Source organism: Mesorhizobium sp. IMUNJ 23033, from assembly GCF_044778005.1.
Taxonomy (GTDB): Bacteria; Pseudomonadota; Alphaproteobacteria; order Rhizobiales; family Rhizobiaceae; genus Mesorhizobium; species Mesorhizobium amorphae_A.
The window spans coordinates 102,112-121,667 of record NZ_JBJACT010000007.1 but is presented as its reverse complement, the minus strand read 5'-3'; the positions used below and the strand labels follow the sequence as shown (position 1 = coordinate 121,667).

General features: G+C 63.5%; 20 protein-coding genes. 10 read left to right on the top strand and 10 right to left on the bottom strand.

What is annotated here, in order from left to right; genetic code table 11:
- The first annotated feature begins 163 nt into the window (after positions 1–163).
- Positions 164–322 (top strand): hypothetical protein, encoded by a 159-nt coding sequence (locus ACFX5Q_RS11165; protein WP_006201924.1) that lies wholly within the window; start codon positions 164–166, stop codon positions 320–322.
- Positions 323–364: 42 nt separating this feature from the next.
- On the opposite strand, the gene ACFX5Q_RS11160 is transcribed toward ACFX5Q_RS11165, so the two are convergent.
- Both ACFX5Q_RS11160 and ACFX5Q_RS11155 read right to left on the bottom strand, forming a co-directional pair.
- Complete coding sequence (locus ACFX5Q_RS11160; RefSeq protein ID WP_404277672.1) at positions 365–625, bottom strand: DUF982 domain-containing protein; 261 nt, start codon at positions 623–625, stop codon at positions 365–367.
- A 70-nt stretch (positions 626–695) separates the two neighbouring features.
- On the bottom strand, positions 696–1,361 hold the full coding sequence (locus ACFX5Q_RS11155; protein WP_404277670.1) for a GntR family transcriptional regulator: 666 nt from the start codon (positions 1,359–1,361) through the stop codon (positions 696–698).
- Positions 1,362–1,477: 116 nt separating this feature from the next.
- Between ACFX5Q_RS11155 and ACFX5Q_RS11150 the strand changes: the two genes are divergently transcribed.
- The 3 genes from ACFX5Q_RS11150 (at position 1,478) to ACFX5Q_RS11140 (ending at position 3,608) form a co-directional block, all read left to right on the top strand.
- Entirely contained in the window at positions 1,478–2,725 is a 1,248-nt protein-coding gene (locus ACFX5Q_RS11150; protein ID WP_404277668.1) for an MFS transporter, read from the top strand.
- 60 nt (positions 2,726–2,785) lie between these two features.
- The gene (locus ACFX5Q_RS11145; RefSeq protein WP_404277666.1) at positions 2,786–3,166 is read left to right on the top strand and encodes a YkvA family protein; all 381 of its coding nucleotides are present in this window, start codon (positions 2,786–2,788) and stop codon (positions 3,164–3,166) included.
- A gap of 70 nt (positions 3,167–3,236) precedes the next feature.
- Entirely contained in the window at positions 3,237–3,608 is a 372-nt protein-coding gene (locus ACFX5Q_RS11140) for a DUF423 domain-containing protein (protein WP_404277664.1), read from the top strand.
- A gap of 22 nt (positions 3,609–3,630) precedes the next feature.
- Here ACFX5Q_RS11140 and ACFX5Q_RS11135 read toward each other — a convergent pair whose 3' ends face one another.
- Both ACFX5Q_RS11135 and ACFX5Q_RS11130 read right to left on the bottom strand, forming a co-directional pair.
- Positions 3,631–3,780, bottom strand: coding sequence for a hypothetical protein (locus tag ACFX5Q_RS11135; protein ID WP_006201930.1), 150 nt, complete (start codon positions 3,778–3,780; stop codon positions 3,631–3,633).
- Positions 3,781–3,842: 62 nt separating this feature from the next.
- Complete coding sequence (locus ACFX5Q_RS11130) at positions 3,843–3,986, bottom strand: hypothetical protein (RefSeq protein WP_404277662.1); 144 nt, start codon at positions 3,984–3,986, stop codon at positions 3,843–3,845.
- Positions 3,987–4,117: 131 nt separating this feature from the next.
- Between ACFX5Q_RS11130 and ACFX5Q_RS11125 the strand changes: the two genes are divergently transcribed.
- Positions 4,118–5,200: a LacI family DNA-binding transcriptional regulator gene (locus ACFX5Q_RS11125; protein ID WP_404277660.1), complete on the top strand. Its 1,083-nt coding sequence runs from the start codon at positions 4,118–4,120 to the stop codon at positions 5,198–5,200.
- 15 nt (positions 5,201–5,215) lie between these two features.
- On the opposite strand, the gene ACFX5Q_RS11120 is transcribed toward ACFX5Q_RS11125, so the two are convergent.
- The gene (locus ACFX5Q_RS11120; protein ID WP_404277659.1) at positions 5,216–6,412 is read right to left on the bottom strand and encodes an OpgC family protein; all 1,197 of its coding nucleotides are present in this window, start codon (positions 6,410–6,412) and stop codon (positions 5,216–5,218) included.
- Positions 6,413–6,630: 218 nt separating this feature from the next.
- On the opposite strand from ACFX5Q_RS11120, the gene ACFX5Q_RS11115 reads away from it, so the two are divergent.
- Positions 6,631–7,302, top strand: a complete 672-nt coding sequence (locus ACFX5Q_RS11115) for an alpha/beta hydrolase (protein WP_404277657.1) — start codon at positions 6,631–6,633, stop codon at positions 7,300–7,302.
- An 11-nt stretch (positions 7,303–7,313) separates the two neighbouring features.
- Here the strand turns inward: ACFX5Q_RS11115 and sthA are convergent, their stop codons facing one another.
- Positions 7,314–8,702, bottom strand: a complete 1,389-nt coding sequence (gene sthA, locus ACFX5Q_RS11110) for a Si-specific NAD(P)(+) transhydrogenase (RefSeq protein WP_404277655.1) — start codon at positions 8,700–8,702, stop codon at positions 7,314–7,316.
- A gap of 200 nt (positions 8,703–8,902) precedes the next feature.
- On the opposite strand from sthA, the gene ACFX5Q_RS11105 reads away from it, so the two are divergent.
- The 3 genes from ACFX5Q_RS11105 (at position 8,903) to ACFX5Q_RS11095 (ending at position 11,301) form a co-directional block, all read left to right on the top strand.
- Positions 8,903–9,373 carry an RDD family protein gene (locus ACFX5Q_RS11105; RefSeq protein WP_192182643.1) on the top strand — a complete coding sequence of 157 codons (471 nt, stop codon included), beginning with the start codon at positions 8,903–8,905 and terminating at the stop codon, positions 9,371–9,373.
- Positions 9,374–9,512: 139 nt separating this feature from the next.
- Entirely contained in the window at positions 9,513–10,277 is a 765-nt protein-coding gene (locus tag ACFX5Q_RS11100; RefSeq protein WP_404277652.1) for an arginyltransferase, read from the top strand.
- Positions 10,278–10,404: 127 nt separating this feature from the next.
- On the top strand, positions 10,405–11,301 hold the full coding sequence (locus ACFX5Q_RS11095; RefSeq protein WP_404277650.1) for a DMT family transporter: 897 nt from the start codon (positions 10,405–10,407) through the stop codon (positions 11,299–11,301).
- Here the strand turns inward: ACFX5Q_RS11095 and ACFX5Q_RS11090 are convergent.
- Both ACFX5Q_RS11090 and parC read right to left on the bottom strand, forming a co-directional pair.
- Positions 11,289–12,509: an AI-2E family transporter gene (locus ACFX5Q_RS11090; protein ID WP_404277648.1), complete on the bottom strand. Its 1,221-nt coding sequence runs from the start codon at positions 12,507–12,509 to the stop codon at positions 11,289–11,291. The two genes, ACFX5Q_RS11095 and ACFX5Q_RS11090, sit on opposite strands and share 13 nt — an antisense overlap.
- A 268-nt stretch (positions 12,510–12,777) precedes the next feature.
- Positions 12,778–15,030, bottom strand: a complete 2,253-nt coding sequence (gene parC / locus ACFX5Q_RS11085; RefSeq protein WP_404277646.1) for a DNA topoisomerase IV subunit A — start codon at positions 15,028–15,030, stop codon at positions 12,778–12,780.
- Positions 15,031–15,465: 435 nt separating this feature from the next.
- Here parC and ACFX5Q_RS11080 point away from each other — a divergent pair, with 435 nt between their 5' ends.
- Positions 15,466–16,653, top strand: coding sequence for a hypothetical protein (locus ACFX5Q_RS11080; RefSeq protein ID WP_404277644.1), 1,188 nt, complete (start codon positions 15,466–15,468; stop codon positions 16,651–16,653).
- Positions 16,654–16,769: 116 nt separating this feature from the next.
- Here ACFX5Q_RS11080 and aspS read toward each other — a convergent pair whose 3' ends face one another.
- Positions 16,770–18,560 carry an aspartate--tRNA ligase gene (gene aspS, locus ACFX5Q_RS11075; RefSeq protein WP_404277952.1) on the bottom strand — a complete coding sequence of 597 codons (1,791 nt, stop codon included), beginning with the start codon at positions 18,558–18,560 and terminating at the stop codon, positions 16,770–16,772.
- A gap of 126 nt (positions 18,561–18,686) precedes the next feature.
- Entirely contained in the window at positions 18,687–19,445 is a 759-nt protein-coding gene (locus ACFX5Q_RS11070; RefSeq protein WP_404277642.1) for a DeoR/GlpR family DNA-binding transcription regulator, read from the bottom strand.
- Positions 19,446–19,556 lie beyond the last annotated feature (111 nt).

The following is a 19,556-nucleotide window of genomic DNA, read 5'->3' as shown; positions in this document are numbered from 1 at the left end:
ATCTCGGCCCCCCGGTTCTCTCCTACACCATTGTGCCACGCATCTTGCAAGCCCGGAACCGTGCAGGAGCAAACTGCCGGCACCATCGCTTCAGCTGTTGTGTTTGCCGACCAATGCTCCTAGGCAGGGTCAGGAGCCTCCGGGCATACGAAAGGGAACCGATATGGCGCGAGCACCGAATTACGGACAGGAACGCAAGGAGCGTGACCGCCAGAAGGCCGCCAAGAAGGCTGAAAAGCTGGCGGCCAAGGTCGCGGCAAAGGAACGCGATAAGCCTGAGGACCGGACCAGCGTTGAAGCCGAGGCGGAAACCGCAGAGTAGCAAAGCATCCGAGTGGGGATGCCGCTCAAGATTCAGCTGTGTTCAGGCCGGCGCCTTGTCGCTGACGAAGACGTTCACTTCGCGCGCAGCGGCAATGAAGGCGCGCCTTGCGTTCATGGCCGGCTTGTCGCCGGCCAGCGCATCATGACAGGCCTGCAGCGCTTCGCGATGCTTGGGACTGCGCTTGCCCGGCCAGTTGTTGAGCAGATAATCGGAAGCCTCACGCGCCGAACGCAAGAGCTGATTGGGTCCGGCCGCGGCCGACTTGACGGTCACGGGTGTTTCAAATCGGTTGTTTTCCATCGCCGCTCTTACGCCATCGGCGGCGGCGAAGCGAGACCGAAAGTGCGTTTGATCGTCGGGTGCCGGCTTTTCACGCGGCGACGACGGCGAAGCCCCTGGCGCGCAGGCCACGCCGGTCGTTGTGAAGCGATGTCACCAGCCGGTCGCGGCTGCCGATGATGTGAGCCGAGAGCAGCCGCGCCGCCTCATCCGCGTCGCCGGCGCGCACCGCCGCCAGGATAACATGGTGCTCCGTCCAGGCACGGCCGAGGGCGGCCTCGTCGCGAACCTCCAGCCAGCGCGCGCGCGACAGCCGCGTCATGGCATCGCGTACCGCCCGGAATAGGAAGTCGTTGCCCGACAGGCGCGAGAGCTCGATATGGAAATCCATGCCGACACGGTGCCATTCCTCGCGCGGGGTGCCGGCATCGCAGGAGTCCAGCATCGCCTCGATGTCGTCGATGACGCTTTTGTCGCTTAGCGTGCAGGTCAGCCGCACCGCGGCGACCTCGACCGCTTCGCGGTAGACCGCGATCTGCTCCAGCTCGGCCAGATTGATCGGTGAGACCGTCCAGCCGCGCCCATCACGGCAGATCAGGCCCTCGGTCTCGAGCCGCAGCAATGCCGCCCTGACCGGCGTGCGCGAGGCGCCGAAGCGGCTTTCGATCCAGCGCTCGGTCAGGCGCTCGCCGGGACCGATCTCGAGGCCGAGGATCATCTCGCGAAGCTGTTTTTCCACGCTCTGCATCTGCGACATGGTGGTTCCGTTCGTATCGGCCGCATTGACAGCGACAGGGCTGAGGTAGAAGACGAATACCAGCTTGGTATCCCAAAACGGTATCCGCAACAATCCCCGGTATGGGTAGGCAGGGCATGGAACAGGACGGCACCGAACAAAGCACCTACAACGTCCACTGGCGGCGCAATCTCGCCGTCTGCTTTGCAGGTTCGTTCAGCACGCTCATCGCCATGACCCTGCTCTTGCCTTTCCTGCCGCTCTACGTCGAGCAGCTGGGCGCCGAAGGCCATGCAGCGATCGTGCAATGGTCGGGGATCGCCTATGGCGCGACCTTCCTTGCCGCCGCGCTCGTTGCGCCGCTGTGGGGACGGCTCGGCGACCGCTACGGCCGCAAACTGATGCTGGTGCGGGCCAGCTTCGGCATGGCCATCTGCATGTCGCTGACCGGCATGGTCGAGACGGTCTGGCAACTGGTGCTGCTGCGCCTGCTGATCGGCTTTGCCGGCGGCTATTCCTCGGGCTCGACCATCCTGGTTGCCATGCAGACGCCGAAGGATCGCTCCGGCTGGGCGCTCGGCGTGATGTCGTCCGGCATCACCGCAGGCGGCCTGGTCGGCCCGCTGCTCGGTGGCGCGCTGCCGCCGCTGATCGGCATCCGCGCCACCTTCCTGTTGTCGGGCGGCGTCATTTTCCTCGCCTTCCTGGCGACGACCTTTCTCATCAAGGAGAACCCTCGCCCGCCGGCCGCCAAGACGGCAGCGAAACCGCAGAGCGGCTGGTCGCAGATCCCCGACAAGCGTCCCGTCGTCGCCATGCTGGCGACCGGCATGCTGCTCGCCTTCGCCACCATGTCGATCGAGCCGATCATCACCGTCTATGTGCAGCAGCTGATCGAGGATCAGAGCCGGGTGACGATGGTCGCCGGCGTCGTCATGTCTGCAGCAGCACTCGGCGCCATCCTGTCGGCCTCGTGGATGGGCAAGCTTGCCGACCGCATCGGCCATTGGAATGTCGTCGTTGCAGCACTTTCTGTCTCGGCCCTGCTGCTCATTCCGCAGGCCTTCGTCACCGAGGGCTGGCAACTCATCGGCCTGCGCTTCCTGATGGGGCTGGCGCTGGGCGGCCTGCTGCCCTGCATCACCAGCGTCATCCGCCACAATGTTCCCGATGGCGTCGGCGGCAACGTGCTGGGTTTGTCGATCTCGGCGCAATATGTCGGCCAGGTCGCCGGACCGCTGCTCGGCGGCTTCGCCGGCGGCCATTTCGGCATGCGCTCGGTGTTTCTCGGTACGTCGGTGCTGATGGCAGGCGGCGCGGCCTACAACTGGATTGTCCAGTCGCGCCGCACGCGCAACATGCTGGCGCAAGCCGGCAAATCCTGACGCTGTTTCGGTGTCCCGGTTTGACTGGCAGCCGTCACCTATTGCGGATAAACCCGCCCCATGAACGGAAGGCTGAAAGACTGGGCACGCACGATCAAGCGAGACGTGCACGCGATCTACCTCGCAGCCGGCGATCCCCGCACCCCGTGGTATGCGAAGGCGCTGGCGCTGTGTGTCGCCGGATATGCGTTGTCACCAATAGACCTGATTCCCGACTTCATACCGGTGCTGGGATATCTCGATGACGCGATCATTGTGCCGCTCGGCATTCTGGCCGTGCTGAAAATGATCCCGCCAGAAGTCATGGCAGAACATCGAGCCGCCGCCGCGCTTGCAGCACAGCGCCCGGTTAATCGAACCGCCGGCGTCGTGATTGCCTGCATCTGGGGAGCATTCGCCGCATTGGCAGCGTGGCTCGGCTATCGCTACTTCACCGACTGAGTTCAGCGACACTATCAACATCCACGCTTCGCAACACCGCATTCGTCGTTTGACAATTCACGGAGGCATCATGGACACACCTGAACAACCGGCAGGCTACAGCCGCCTCCTTGTGCTGGCCGGTGGCCTTTGCGGCGCGGCGGGGGTGGCGTTGTCAGCCGCTGCCGCGCATTTGGGCGGCGCCTTCGTGAGCACCGCCGCGTCCTTCCTTTTGATGCATGCGCCGGTCTTTCTCGCCGTCGGCCTTGTCGGCGCAGGCCGGGTGCTGCGGATCGCAAGCCTTATCCTGCTTGTCGGGCTGGTGCTTTTCTGCGGTGATCTTCTCGCCCGCGATTTCATGGGTTCGCGGCTGTTTCCGATGTCGGCGCCGATCGGCGGCACCTTGCTCATCGCCGGCTGGCTGGCGATCGCCGGCTCGGCGCTGCTGCGCCCTCGCCCCTGAAATTGCCTGGGGCGCGAAAAGCTCAATCCTGCCGGCGTTCGCGCCTGGCCAGCAATTCGCGGTCACGCGCGGCCGGTCCTGTCAGTCGCCGCCGCTCAGGCCGGTCGGAAGCCGGCGAGATGCCCCAATAATTGCGATAGATGTCCTCGAACAGATGGCTGATCGGGTGCATGGCTTGGTCTCCTTTCTTGACTTGAATCGATCCAATCAACGGTCGCGAAAACGGCAGCCTGTTTAGCCGCGCTTGCGTTCCACGAGGATTCGCAGGTCGCGCTTCCAGGCGCTGGTAGTGCCACGGCGCTTTTCGGTCCTGGCGATCAAGGCGAGGCCCCAATCGTTGCGGTAGATGTCTTCGAACAGGTAATTGACGGGATGCATGGCACCCTCCTCTCGGTTGGCCCAATCAATGCGATTGGATCGATTCAAAAATAGGCCTCGGCACGCCAATGTCAAGCAAAAATTTGAATCGATCCAACGAAAGTGCTAAGTGGGGTCCGGAGGCAGCAAAAATGGCATCACTCGTCACAGGCAACCCAAGACCGGTCCGGCTGGCCGACATAGCCAAGGCCGCGGGCGTATCGCACGGCACGGCGTCCAATGTCTTCAGTCGTCCCGAGATCGTGCGCGAGGAAGTGCGCGAGCGGGTCAAGGCCGTGGCGGAATCGATGGGCTATGCCGGCCCCGATCCCAAGGGCCGGTTGCTGCGCGCCGGCAAGGTCAATGCGATCGGCGTCGCCTCGACCGAGCCCCTCTCCTACTTCTTTGACGACCCGTTCGCGCGCGTCATGATGGCCGGCATCTCCGAGGCCTGCGATGCCACCGGTGCTGGAATTGCACTTGTGTCGGCAGGCAACCAGGAGAAGCTTGCCTGGAATATCCAAAGCGCGCTGGTCGACGGTTTTGTTCTGTTTTGCATCGACGGCGGCACCCGCCTGGTCGAGCTGACGCGCGAGCGCAAGCTGCCTTTCGTCGCGCTCGAGCTCGGCTTCGAGGACGACACGGTTTCGGCGATCGGCGTCGACAATGTCGCCGGCGCCCGCCTTGCGGCGCGCCATCTCTGCGAGCTTGGCCACCACCGTTTCGCCGTGCTGTCGCTGCAGTTCGCCGATGACAGAACCGGTCTTGTTTCGGCCGAGCAAGTCGAGGCCGCGGTCTATACCGGAACCCGCGACCGCCTCACCGGCTATTTCGAGGAACTCTCACGCTTCGGCGTCGATACCGCCAAGGTACCGGTCTACGAGACCGAAAACGAAGAAGCCAGCACCAGGGCTGGCCTCGAAACGATTTTCGCCGGCGCCGAGCCACCCACCGCCATACTGGCGATGTCGGACCGGATCGCCATGGTCGCGATCGAATGGCTGACCGAGCGCGCCATGAAGGTTCCCGGCGATGTCTCCATCGTCGGCTTCGACGGCGTGCCGGATGGCGCGCTGTGCGATCCTCCGCTGACCACCATCGCCCAACCCATCACCGAGATCGGCCGCCGGGCAGCGCGCATGATCCTCGATTTCGACGGCGCGGTGCGGCGCGAGACGCTCGATGTCGAGCTGGTCGTCAGGGCGTCGTCCGGACCTCCGCCCTCAGGCAGCTGAACCTGCTCCCTGCTTTCAACGATTGACCACCGTTGCCGGCTGGGCGCCGAAGGCGGTGCGTGCGGGTGCTGTCTCGCTGCGAACAGGCTTCTTGCCTGACGAGCCGATGCCCGAAAGCCATTCGAGATAGAAGGCAAGCGCGAATTGCATGGCTATGCCGGCCGCGATCAGCAGGGTGTCATAGGCAAGGCCGCCAGGATTGATCAGCTTCATCACCTGCGCCACCATGGCGATCACCGTGCCGGCGATAAAGACCGGCAGCGACCGTTTGCCGAGTATGGCCAGCGGATGGTCGGGCGCGGTGCGGAACAGATTCGAGACGGCCGGAATGGCCACGATCAGGTAGCTAACCGCAAGGATGTGCAGCAGCCGCGGCAGCGACAGGAACGTCTTGTCGAAACCGCTCAGCACCACCGGCAGGTCCAGCCACGACACGTGCCCCCAAAGCGGGCTGTGCACCCAGATGAGCGCCCCGGCGACATAGGTTGCGGCAACGCCGACCAGCCAGCGATTGACCGGAATTGTGCCGCCGCGCCTGACATGCAGCATGACCGCCAGGCCGATATTGAACAGGAACTGCCAGGACAGCGGATTGAGGAACCAGAAGCCGGGCTCGGGATAGTTGGGCGGGGCGATCTGGTAGATGCCTGCAAGCAGCCACAGCGCTCCGGACACGGCGAGCGCCGCCAGCGGCCGGTAGCTGACGAAGAGCAGGAACAGCGGCGCCAGCAACAGCAGCACCGCATAAACCGGCAGGATGTTGTTGTAGCCGAGCTGATGGCCGAGCGTGACGATGCCGACCAGCACTTCCGGCGTGTTCTTCATCAGCGGCTCGATGTTGATCAGCTTCAGCAGATCCGGGCGCTTGGCAAACACCGCCGCCGCGCAGAACATGGCCATCACCACCATCGTCGTAACGATATGGGCGGTATAGAGGACACCTGCACGGCGCCACATCTTGAGCGTCGCGAGCAGCCGGCCTCCCGGCTGGAATTTGCCGCCATAGGCAAGAGCGACGGACATGCCGGAAATCAGCACGAAGGCTTCCGCCGCGTCCGAAAAGCCGAGATTCTTGTAGGTCAGGGTTTCAAAGACGGTGCCCGGCACATGGTCGATGAAAATGGTGAGCAGCGCGAGAGCGCGAAACACATCGATGCGCGTGTCGCGCTCCGGGATACGCACACTGCGATCCGGCGAAATCTGGGTGGTCATCGACAAAAGGCCTCAAAGGGAGAGCAGAGGATGCTCTCGTTGTTCACACCAGCAATGCGACCGCCCGGCGCATCGCTTCGATTCCTCCCGCAGGAGCATATCCGCGAAGAAACGGACTGAAATGCGCCCGGTTCAATCAACTTTCGCGGAGCAAGAAAATATTCCGTTTTGAAGCCGGCAAACCAACAAAACGGCCATGGAATCAATAGGATATAAGCATGCCTGAATATACCGACGAGAACGGCTTCCTGCACCGCGATCTGGCCTTCCCCTACCGCATCTTCAGGCCAGCACACGCAAGCGGCGAATGCCTGTTCCTGCTGCATGGTTCCGGCGTCGACGAGACGACATTGATGCCCTTGGCGAGGCAGATCGCACCCAAGGCTACGCTTGTCGCAGCGCGTGGCCGCATCGCCCAGGAGGACGGTTTCCGCTGGTTCGCTCGGATCACGCCGACCCGCTTCGAACAGGAAAGCATACTGACCGAAACGGCCGCCTTCGCCGCGTTCGTGGCAGAGGCGGCGAAGCGCCATACGTTCGATCTCGCGCGGGCGACTTTCTTCGGCTATTCAAATGGCGCCAATCTGGTTTCGAGCCTGATGCTGCTGCATCCCGGGCTTGTCGAGCGGGCAGCATTGCTCAGGCCGATGCCGGTCCTGGACGAGGTGCCTGCGACCGACCTGACCGGCACGAAGGCACTGATCATCGCCGGCGCCGTAGACCTCACCTACGCGCCTTTCGCGCCGGCGCTGGTCACGCTGCTCAGCCAACACGGCGCTGAGGTCGATGCGCGGATCGTTTCATCAGGTCATGAATTCGGCGATGCGGACGCCGCAATCGTCAGGCAATGGATGGGCGGCAGGACAATCGCGGTCTCGCCGGCAAGCTAGCGGTCCGGGATCTATCCCTGCCCCATCCTGTTCCAGGCATCGAGCCCGGCGATCTTGTAGGCTTCGGCCAGCGTCGGATAGTTAAAGGTGTTGTTGACGAAGAAGTCGACGGTGCCGCCGAGATTGATCACCGCCTGGCCGATATGGATCAGTTCGGTCGCGCCCTCGCCGACGATATGGGCGCCGAGCAGCCGACGCGTTTCGACCGAGAACAGAAGTTTCAGGAAGCCGGTGTTGACGCCCATGATGTGGCCGCGCGAGGTCTCGCGAAAACGCGCCACGCCGACCTCGTAGGCGGCGCCGCTCTCGCGCACCTGCTCCTCGGACTGGCCGACGGTGGAGATCTCCGGCACGGCGTAGATGCCATAGGGAAAGGTTTCGGGCGGCGGCGGCAGCGCCACACCGAAGGCATGGCAGGCGGCCACCCTGCCCTGCTCCATCGAGGTCGAGGCAAGGCTCGGGAAGCCGATGACGTCGCCGGTGGCATAGATGTTCGGCGCACTGGTCTGGAAGGTTTCCGGATCGACCTTGATGCGGCCTCTGGAGTCGGCCTCGATGCCGACCACATCCAGCCCGAGGCTGCCGAGATTGCCGCTGCGGCCGGCGGCATAAAGTACGATCTCTGAGCGGATGGTGCGGCCGTCGGCAAGCGTTACTTCGGCATAGTCGGGCTTCGAGGCGATTTCCTTGACCGTGCTGCCCAACCGGATGGTCATGCCGCGGTCGCGCATCTGATGGATGAAATCGTCGACGATTTCGCGGTCGACGAAATCGAGGATGGTGTTGCGCGGCTCGACCAGCGTTACCGGAACGTCGAGCGCCGAAAAGATCGTCGCATATTCGACACCGATGACGCCGGCCCCGATCACCGTCAGCGTGCGCGGCAATCGGCCGAGTTCCAGCATTTCGTCACTGTCGAAGATGCGGGTCTGGTCGAAGGGCACGTCGCGCGGCCGGTGCGGCCTCGTGCCGACCGCGATCAGCGCATTGGCGAAGCCGACCTCGCTGTAGTCGCCATTGTCGCTCGTCGGGCTGACCTTGTTGGGGCCGAGGAATTTCGCCGTGGCGCGCACGCTCTTGACCGCGTTGCGCATGAACTGGTGCTGCAGCACCTCGACCTCGTGGTCGAGCGTCTTGTGCAGGCGCTCGACCAGATCGCCGATGGAAATGTCCTGCTTGACCCGGTAGCCGCGGCCGTAGAAGCCGCGTTCGCGCCAGCCGGACAGGTTGAGCACGGTCTCGCGCAGCGTCTTCGACGGGATGGTGCCGGTGTGCACGGAGACGCCGCCGAGGCGCCGGCCCCTGTCGACCACTAGGACCGATTTGCCGAGCTTGGCCGACTGCACGGCAGCACGGCGCCCGGAAGGGCCGCTGCCGATGACCAGCATGTCGTAATCCATATTGCCCCGTCCCTCGTCTCCCCTGCGCTTTGTTGCGCCGCAGCAAGCTAATGCCATCCGCGCGGCAAATTCAACCGATTCGAAGGGCGTTGGCGTAGCCGCCGGGCTAAAGGCGCCGATCTTGATTCCGCAGCAGGCCTTCACCATTTCATCAGCAGTGCGCCCACACCCTATTGTGGGCCAGGTTACGAGGATATGACATGAACGCGCGCGTTCTCGACGGCGAAATCATCACCAGCAGGCTCGACGATGTCAGGGCCTATGACGGCGTGCGCACGCGGCGCATCCTGGCCTTCATCATCGACTATTGCATTGTCGCGCTGCTCACCATCCCCTTCGCGATCCTGGTGCTCCTGCTTGGGCTGCTGACGCTCGGCCTTGGCTGGATGCTGTTTTCCGTCCTCGTGCCGGCGGTCGCCATCCTCTACATCTGGAACACGCTGGGCAGCCGCGATCAGGCCACGACCGGCATGAAGATGATGGGCATCCGGCTCGATCGCCTCGACGGCACCCGCATCGACGGGCTGACCGCCGTCGTGCATTCGGTGCTGTTCTGGGCCGCCAACGTCATCCTGACACCGCTGGTTCTTCTGGTGACGCTGTTTTCCGACCGCAAGCGCACGCTGCACGACCTGCTGCTCGGCACCGTGGTCAGCCGCAGGGATCGTTGAAACAGCATTTCGAGAGGCTGCGCGGGCGCTTATGAGCAAATATGACGGCCTTCGGTCGGCCGCTGCTTCACAATCCTGTTGAATTTTTCGCCGACCGGGCCAAAGGTAAGGCGATTCGCAGGAGTGTTTTCTAGACTCGATGACGCAGCACCCGACCCAGTCGCCGCAGTTCTTCCTGACCGCGCCGTCGCCGTGCCCGTATCTCGAGGGCCAGTTCGAGCGCAAGGTGTTCACGCACCTGGTCGGCGACAAGGCGCCGGAGATGAACGATCTGCTGACGCAAGGCGGGTTCCGGCGCTCGCAGAACATCGCCTACAGGCCGGCCTGCGAAACCTGCCGTGCCTGTGTTTCGGTGCGCATCCTGGCGCAAGAATTCACCGCCAGCCGCAACATGAAGCGGGTGATCCAGCACAATTCCGACCTTATCGGCGCCATGCACGACGCGCAGCCCTCCACCGAGCAGTATTCGCTGTTCCGCGGCTATCTCGATGCCCGGCACCGCCGAGGCGGCATGTCCGACATGACGGTGCTCGATTACGCCATGATGGTCGAGGACACGCATGTCGACACCAAGATCATCGAATACCGGCGGCGCGGCCCCGACACCTTCATCACCGGCAAGGGCCAGGGCGAGCTGATCGCTGTGGCGCTCACCGACAAGATGGCCGACGGCCTGTCGATGGTCTATTCCTACTTCAATCCTGATTTCGAGGACCGCTCGCTCGGCACCTTCATGATCCTCGATCATATCGCCCGTGCCAGGGCAATGGGTCTGCCCCACGTCTATCTCGGCTACTGGGTCAACGGCTCGCGCAAGATGAATTATAAGATGCGCTTCATGCCGCAGGAGCATCTCGGCCCGAAGGGCTGGGAACGCTACGACCACGAAGCGGTTTCGCGCTGACTTTTCCTTCCGCCATTCATCTCTAAACTGTTTCAAGGAGGAGGATGCTGGTCTTCCGGCCGCGTGGCTGGAAGACAGGCGACGGGCCGATATTGCGGCCTGCCTCCCCATTCATTGCGAGATCGGCATGTCATCCCACCACGATCATCAGAAGGGTCTCCTCATCACCGCCATCGGCGGACTGACGCTTACCATCGACATCCCGCTGATCCGGCTCGCCGACGGCAGCCCATGGACCATCATGATGTTGCGCAACGCCACGACCTTGATCGCCGCACTCGTGGTCTGGGCTGTCTGGCGCAGGCTGAGCAGGAACGCGCCACAGCTCATCCCAGGCCGGTCAGGCTTGGCGGTGGCCATATGCTATGGCCTGACCGGCATCACCTTCATCACCGCCGTCTTCCACACCTCGACCGCCAATCTGGTCTTCATCCTCGCCTTCAGCACCGTGTTCGCGGCGCTCTTGTCCTGGCTGTTCCTCCGGGAGCGGCCGCGACTGGTGACGCTCGTGACGATGCTGGTCATGATCCTTGGCGTGCTGATCATCGTCGGCGGTTCGGTCGGCACCGGGCACCTGTTCGGCGATTTCATGGCGCTCTGCTCGGCCTTCTTCGTCGCTCTAGCCATCACCATCTCGAGCGCCAGCGGCAAGGACATGGGCTTCACCTCGCTGGTCGGCGTCGTCCTGCCGCTGGCGGTTGCCGCGTTCATGGTCTCGGGCGAAGGCTTTCACGTCAACGCGCCATGGTGGATCATCTTCAACGGCGCCGTGACCATGCCGATATCGTTCTTCTGCCTTGCCAACGGACCGAAATACATTTCCGGACCGGAGGTGGCGATGTTCTATCTGCTGGAAACCGTGCTGGCGCCGGTCTGGGTGTGGATGATCTTTGCGGAAACACCGTCGCGCAACAGCCTGATCGGCGGCGTCATCCTGATCGCCGCGCTGGTCGCCCACTCACTGTGGCAGCTGCATGAAGGACGCAAGCGCCGTGCCGCGCTCGCCGTCAGTCACCCGGCTTGACTCTTTTTCGGCACGCCGTGATCGGCGGCGATCTCGATCTGCGGCGGATGATCGTCCCGTTCCTCAGGTGCTGCAGGAGCGGCCTCGTCCATCAGCTCGACCTCGCGCAGCCATTCGCGCCAGATCGCGACCAGCAGCGCCATCAGCACCGGACCGATGAACAGGCCGAGGAAGCCCATCGTCTTAACGCCGCCGATCAAGCCGAAAAAGGTCGGCAGGAAGGGTAACTTGATCGGCCCGCCGACCAGCTTCGGGCGCAGCGTCTTGTCGACGATGAAGAGTTCGACCGCGCCCCAGATGAACAGCGCGAACCCCGCCACCGGCGAGCCGCTGGCGGCGAGATAGATCGAGACAAGCGTGAAGGACAGCGGTGCGCCGCCTGGGATCAGTGCCATGACGCCGGTCAAGGCGCCGAGCGTCACCGGCGAAGGCACGCCGGCCAGCCAGTAGGCGATGCCCAGCACCAGCCCCTCGCCGATGGCGATGATGGTCATGCCGGTCACGGTCGAGGAGATGGTCGCCGGTACAACCCGCGAAATCCGCTCCCATCTCATCGGCAGGATGCGCTCGCCGAGGCGGTCGACCTGGCCGGCGAAATGCTCGCCATCGCGATAGGCGAAGAACAGCGCGATCATCATGAACAGCAGCGTCAGCAACAGGCCGAAGGCACTGCCGCCGGCCGCCAGCACGCCGCGATAGATGCTGCCGATGTTGGCGCCGCTGACCAGCTGGATCAGTTCGCCGATGCCGCCGGGATGGCCAAAATTGGTCGTCCATTGCTCGTTCAGCCACTCGCCGATGATGGGCATTGTGGCGATCCAGTGCGGCGTCACCGCGCCGTGCCGGTTGGTCTCGATCGCCCAGGCGACCCATTCGCGGACTTCGTTGATGGCATAGGTGCCGGCGAGCGCGATCGGCACCACCAGGAAGGTCAGGATAAACAGGATCGCGAAAGTCGCGGCGATGGTGCGGTTGCCGCCGACGGCGGCAAGCAGCCGGCGGTAGAGCGGCCAGCTGGCGAAGGCGATGACCAGTGCTGCCAGCACCGGAAACAGGAAGCCGTGAAAGAAGTAGACGCCGGCGGCAACGATCAGCACCAAAAGCCAGCGCGCCGCCGACAGCGGCGGGATGACGGCGGATCTCAGCGGCGCCGACAGGCCGAACAGGCGCTGCTGCCGCTCCGGTTTCTGGATCTCAGTCCGCTTCAAACCCTGTGCCTCTCCTGCCCGCAGCAATCATGCAGCATGATAGTGCAGCAATCGTGACGATAGTCCAAATGTTTGGGTGGCGGCTCTTCCCTTCTCCCCTTGTGGGAGAAGGTGGATCGGCGCGAAGCGCCGAGACGGATGAGGGGTGCTGGAAGAAACGAGGCGTTGGTTTCGTGTCCCCTGGCGCACCAAGCTGGAACACCCCTCATCCGACCGAGCTTCGGTCCGGCCACCTTCTCCCACAAGGGGAGAAGGAAGAGGCGCCTTGCTACCCGAACTTGCCCGTCCTCGGAAAACCCTTCGGCACCATCCGTCCGGCCGACGCCCGGGGGCCGATCCACTCCACCAGTTCATCGCGCGACTTGATGAAGGTGCGGTCGGCCGAATCCTGCCAGGACAGGCCGCTTTCGAGTGTGAACGTCTTGAGATCGAGTACGCCGCCGTCCTTGTATTTCTGCAGGCGAACGCCCTTGCCGCGGCCCATTTCCGGGATCTCGGCCAGCGGGAAGATCAGCATCTTGCGGTTCTCGCCGACGATGGCGAGATGGTCGCCGGTGACCGGCAGGCACCGCTTGGCTTCGTCCGGTGCCTTGACGTTCATCACCTGCTTGCCCTTGCGGGTGTTGGCGACGACCTCCTCCTCCGGCACGACAAAGCCGTTGGCGTCGTAGGACACCAGAAGCAGCTTGCGCTTGGGATCGTGGATGAAGGCGGTGACGATGTCCTGGTCGTTGTCCATGTCGACAATGATGCGGATCGGTTCGCCATGGCCGCGCCCGCCCGGCAGCCGGTCGGCGCCGATGGTGTAGAACTTGCCGCCGGTGGTGAAGACCAGGATCTTGTCGGTGGTCTGGGCATGGAAGGCGAGCTTGAGGCTGTCGCCCTCCTTGAAGGTGAGCGTCGAGTGGTCGCTCAGATGACCCTTCATCGCCCGCAGCCAGCCCTTTTCCGAGACGACCACGGTGACCGGCTCGCGCTCGATCATGGCGTGCGCGATGTCGGTCAGGTCATGCTCGGGCGCATCGGCGAACTGGGTCCGGCGTTTGCCGAGTTCGGTCTCCGGTCCGAACTTGTCGCGGATGCTGGTGACTTCCCACTTGATCGTCGCCCATTGCTTGGCGTTGGACGCAAGCAGCGCCTCGATCTGCTTCTTCTCGGCGGTGAGGCCGTCGAACTCCTTGCGGATCTCAATCTCTTCGAGCTTGCGCAAGGCGCGCAGGCGCATGTTGAGGATGGCTTCAGCCTGGGTGTCGGTGAGCGACCAGCGGGCCATCATCACCTGCTTGGGCTCATCCTCCTCGCGGATGATCCTGATCACCTCGTCGATATTGAGATAGGCGATCAAATAGCCGGCGAGGATTTCCAGCCGCCTTTCGATCTCGCCAAGCCGATGCTTCGAGCGGCGAATGAGCACGTCGCGGCGATGCTCCAGCCACTCCTTGAGCACGCCCTTCAGCGACAGCACGTTCGGCACCTTGCCGCGCGACAGCACGTTCATGTTGAGCGGGAAGCGGCTTTCAAGCTCGGTCAGCTTGAACAGGGATTCCATCAAGATGCCCGGATCGACCGAACGGCTCTTCGGCACCAGCACGACGCGGATGTCCTCGGCGCTCTCGTCGCGGATGTCTTCCAGAAGCGGCAATTTGCGCGCCATCAGAAGCTCGGCGATCTTTTCGATCAGCCGGGCCTTCTGGACGCCATAGGGAATCTCGGTGACGACGATGCTCCAGGTGCCCCTGCCCTGGTCCTCCTGGCTCCATTTCGCCCGGACGCGAAAACCGCCGCGGCCGGTTTCATAGGCTTCGAGGATCGAGGCGCGGCTGTCGACGATGATGCCGCCGGTCGGGAAATCCGGCCCCTGGACAAAATCCATCAGCGCCGTCACCGGCGCGTCCGGATGCTCGATCAGGTGCAGTGCCGCATCGCAAAGCTCGGCGGCGTTGTGCGGCGGGATCGAGGTAGCCATGCCGACGGCAATGCCCGACGAACCGTTGGCCAGCAGGTTCGGGAAGGCGCCGGGCAGCACGACCGGCTCCTCGTCCTCCTCATTGTAGGTCGGCCGGTAGTCGACCGCGTCCTCGGTGATGCCGGCAAGCAGCTCCGTCGCCACATCGGTCATGCGCGCTTCGGTGTAGCGCATGGCGGCGGCGTTATCGCCGTCGATATTGCCGAAATTGCCCTGCCCGTCGACCAGCGGGTAGCGCATCGAGAAATCCTGCGCCAGGCGCACCAGCGCGTCGTAGATCGACTGGTCGCCATGCGGGTGGAACTTGCCCATCACCTCGCCGACGATACGGGCGCATTTGGCGAAACCCTGGTCGGGATTGAGCCTGAGCAGCCGCATGGCATGCATGATGCGGCGGTGCACGGGTTTCAGCCCGTCGCGCACGTCCGGCAGCGCCCGGTGCATGATGGTCGAGAGCGCATAGGCGAGGTAGCGCTCTTCCAGCGCCTTCTTCAGATCGACCGGTTCGACGTGGTCACCGCCGCCATCTTGAGGCGGCAAAAGCCTTTTTCCCATGGCGCTGCACTAGCCGAGCGGGTGATTCGCAGCAAGACGCGGGTGTGGGAATCCGCACGTCGTAAGGCCTTGGGGCGGTAATTAAGGGCGAAGCCCGGGCGGCGACGGCACCTCAAATCCACCATAGGGGTGTGATGGACTTCACGGAATTGCCGGCACGGCCACGTCTATGTGCAACAGCATCGGAAGCGGTGCCGGCGCCGGCCAACATCAATCTGTTACAAGCCCTGTCTAAGGCATGACGCGATGACGCATGGAAATCCGATCTTCATGACAAATTCACCGCACCACGCAAAGACCGAGGATCGGGTTTGCCTTTCGCCGTGATTTTCGACCATTCTGTCCGACAACGCCTTTATCCCGTCCAGTTCGTCTCAGAATGGTGATGGCGTAACCGATGAAGACAATTTTTCAGGACATCTCAGGGGACTTGCAATGACAATCCAACACTCATTCCGCAAACTCGCTTTTTCGACCTTTTTGCTGACGCTGCCGCTGAATGCCGCTTTCGCGCAGGACACTGCCGTCGCTGACCGGCTCAAGGCGACGCTTGCCGCTCAGGGCGTCGACATTTCCTGGACCGGAGTGACCGGCGACGCCACCAGCATGGTTCTGCAGGGCGTGTCGGTGAAACCGGCGGCCGAGAAGGAGGCGCTGCCGATCGGCGACGTCAAGCTCGAGGGCGTGACCGAGGCCAATGGCGGTTTTGACATCGCGACCGTGTCGACCGCGGCGTTCCAGCGTACCCAGGACGGCATCACGCTCGATCTCAGCCCCTTCGTCATCCATGACATGACCATTCCAGCTGACGGCGCCACCGGACCGACGGGATCGATGCTGATGTACAAATCGGCCGAACTCGCCAACATGACGGTCAAGGTCGCCGACAAGTCCGCCTTCTCGATGGACGGCCTCGCCATCGAAATCACACCGCCCGCCGACGGCAAGGCGATGGAATTCACCGGCACGACGGAAAAGTTCAATGCCGACCTGACCCTCGTCGAGGATCCGAAGTCGAAGGAGGTCATCGACGCGCTCGGCTACCAGAACATCACCGGCAATATCGACGTGGCCGGCACCTGGCAGCCTTCGGACGGCAAGGTGGAACTGTCGAAATACGACATAGCGGTCGACAATGCCGGCAAGTTCGGCATGACCTTCGACCTCGGCGGCTACACACTCGATTTCGTCAAGTCGGTGCAGGAGATGCAGAAGAAGATGGCGGCGCAGCCCGAAGGCGCCGACAATTCGGCGCAAGGCATGGCCATGCTCGGCCTCATGCAGCAGCTCTCCTTCAACGGCGCCTCGATCCGCTTCGACGACGATTCGCTGACCGGCAAGGTGCTGGAGTATGTCGGCAAGCAGCAGGGCATGTCGGCCAAGGACATCGCCAACCAGGCCAAGGCGATCGTGCCGTTCGGCATGGCGCAGCTCAACAATCCGGAACTGACGGCCGAAGTGACGGCCGCGGTAAGCAAGTATCTGGACGAGCCGAAGAGCCTCGAGATTTCGGCCGAGCCGCCGGCCTCGGTGCCGTTCGCGCTGATCATGGCGGGCGCGATGTCCAACCCGCTCGACCTGCCGAAGACGCTGGGCGTCAAGGTCAAGGCGAACGAAGACTGATCGAGACCGTCTCACGAGATGAAAAAGCCCGGCAGTGATGCCGGGCTTTTTTGTTGGATTGTCGAATCGAAAGAATCGGTTCCGGCCGTTTTTTAAAGTGCCGGCCGAAAACGGGATCAGGCGTCCTTCTTGGTGGGCGCAACGCGCAGCGCCAGTTCGCGAAGCTGCTGCGGGCTGGCTTCGGAGGGCGCGTTCATCAACAGGTCGTAGGCCTGCTGGTTCATCGGGAACATGGTGACTTCGCGCAGGTTCTTGGCCCCGACCAAAAGCATGACGACGCGGTCGATGCCGGCCGCCATGCCGCCATGCGGCGGCGCGCCGTACTGGAAGGCGCGGTAGAGGCCGCCGAAGCGTTCCTCGACCGTCGCGCGGTCGAGCCCGACCGTCTCGAAGGCCTTGACCATGGTTTCCGGCAGATGGTTGCGGATGCCGCCGGAGGCGATCTCGAAGCCGTTGCAGACCATGTCGTACTGGAACGCCTTGATGCCGAGCAGATCCTCGCCGCCCAACGCCTCGATACCGCCCTGCGGCATCGAGAACGGATTGTGGGCGAAGTCGATCTTCTTTTCCTCCTCGTTCCATTCGAAGAACGGGAAGTCGACGATCCAGCACAGTTCGAAGCGCTCGCGGTCGACGAGGTTCAGCTCTTCGCCAGCACGGGTGCGTGCGGCACCGGCGAAGGAGACGAATTTCTTCGGGTCGCCGGCGACGAAGAAGGCGGCGTCGCCATCGGCAAGGCCGAGCTGCAGGCGGATCGCCTCTGTGCGCTCCTCGCCGATGTTCTTGGCCAGCGGTCCGGCGCCTTCGAGTTTCTCGCCCTCCTTGCGCCAGAAGATGTAGCCCAGGCCCGGCTGGCCCTCGCCTTGCGCCCAGGAATTCATGCGGTCGCAGAAAGCGCGTGAGCCGCCGGTCTTGGCTGGAATGGCCCAGATCTCCGCCTTCGCATCGTTGGCGAGGATGTTGGCGAACACCTTGAAGCCGGACTCGCGAAAATGGTCGGAGACGGCCTGCATCTCGATCGGGTTGCGCAGGTCCGGCTTGTCGGTGCCGTATTTGCGCATGGAGACATCATAGGGAATGCGCTGGAATTTCTGCGTCACCGGCTTGCCGTTGGCAAAGGTCTCGAAGACGGCGCGCAGGACGGGCTCCATGGTCGACAACACGTCATCCTGCTCGACGAAGCTCATCTCCAGGTCGAGCTGGTAGAATTCGCCCGGCAGCCGGTCGGCGCGCGGATCCTCGTCGCGAAAGCACGGCGCGATCTGGAAGTAGCGGTCGAAGCCCGACACCATGATCAGCTGCTTGTACTGCTGCGGCGCCTGCGGCAGCGCGTAGAAAGTGCCGGGATGAATGCGTGACGGCACCAGGAAGTCGCGCGCGCCCTCGGGCGAGGACGCGGTCAGGATCGGCGTCGAGAATTCGGTGAAGCCAACCTCGCCCATGCGCTTACGCATCTCGGCGATGATCTTTGTCCGCGCCACGATGTTCTTGTGCAGCGTCTCGCGACGCAGGTCGAGGAAACGGTATTTGAGGCGGATGTCCTCGGGATAGTCGGGCTCGCCGAACACCGGCAGCGGCAGCTCCTTGGCCGCCGACAGCACTTCGATCTCGCGCGCGAAAATCTCGATCTCGCCGGTCGGCAGATTGGCGTTGGTTGTCTCGGGCAGGCGCGCCTTGACCTCGCCGTCGACGCGGATCACCCACTCGCCGCGCACGGTCTCGGCGATCTTGAAAGCCGGCGAATCCGGATCGGCGACGATCTGGGTCAGGCCGTAATGGTCGCGCAGGTCGATGAACAGCAGGCCGCCATGGTCGCGCACACGGTGCACCCAGCCGGACAGGCGAACGGGCGTGCCGACGTCGCTCTTTCTCAACTGGGCACAGGTGTGGCTGCGGTAACGATGCATTGTCATGGGTGAAGTCCGGATGCTGGGTTGCGGGCCGTGCGCCCTGCTCGAAATTTGCGCGAAAAGCGCATGAGAGGCCGGCTTTGTCAAGGCAAGCGGGCGGTTCCGGTGCGGCGCGCCAACTGTTCAGGCGAAGTGGATTTCAGCGCCCTGGTGTTCGAAATCCGCGAGGATCGCGGCCGGCGCCGTCTTTTCGACCACCAGATGGCGGATCGCTTCGGGTCCGGCGACGCGGTAGGGCGCCGCCGTGGCCAGCTTGTCGTTGGTGACGGCGATGACGATGCCGGCGCTGTTCCTGGCCATGGCCCGCTTCACCTCGGCCTCCGCCGAATCGAAGGCCGTCACGCCGCGCGAGGCATCGAGACCGCAGGAGCCCAGAAAAAACAGGTCGGCGCCGAGCTGCGCGACGGCAGCCAGCGTATCGGCGCCGACGCAGGTTCCGAGGTCGCGGTCGAACCTGCCGCCCAGCACAATCAGCTCGACCAAGGCGTGATCGGAGAGAGCCGAAGCGACGCCGAGGGAATTGGTGGCTATGGTCAGTTCGAGGTCGCGCGGAATGGCGCTGGCGATCGCGGCATTGGTGGTGCCGCCGTCGATGAACAGGCTCTGACCGCTGGAGAGCAGGGTTACCGCCGCGCGCGCCAGCCGCATCTTCTCCTCGACCGCATGGCCACCGCGCAGGCTGACCGGCGCGGCGGCGAAAGGTGCGGCCGCGACCGCGCCGCCATAGACGCGACGGCATTGCCCGGCCTTGGCCATTTCCCTCAGGTCGCGTCGGACCGTATCTTCCGAAACGCCGAAGCGGCTCGCCAGTTCGCCGGCCAGCACCCTCCCCTCCGCCGCAAGCCGGTCGCGGATGAGTTGGTGCCGTTCATCGGTGAGCATCGCATGATCCTATTTCTTACTGCACGTTCTTGCATGTTTTGCATGTTTGTGCAAGAAGCGGCGTGTACCGAGCCGTTTGACAAACCAACCGCCGGTTTCTCTTTCGTTGAA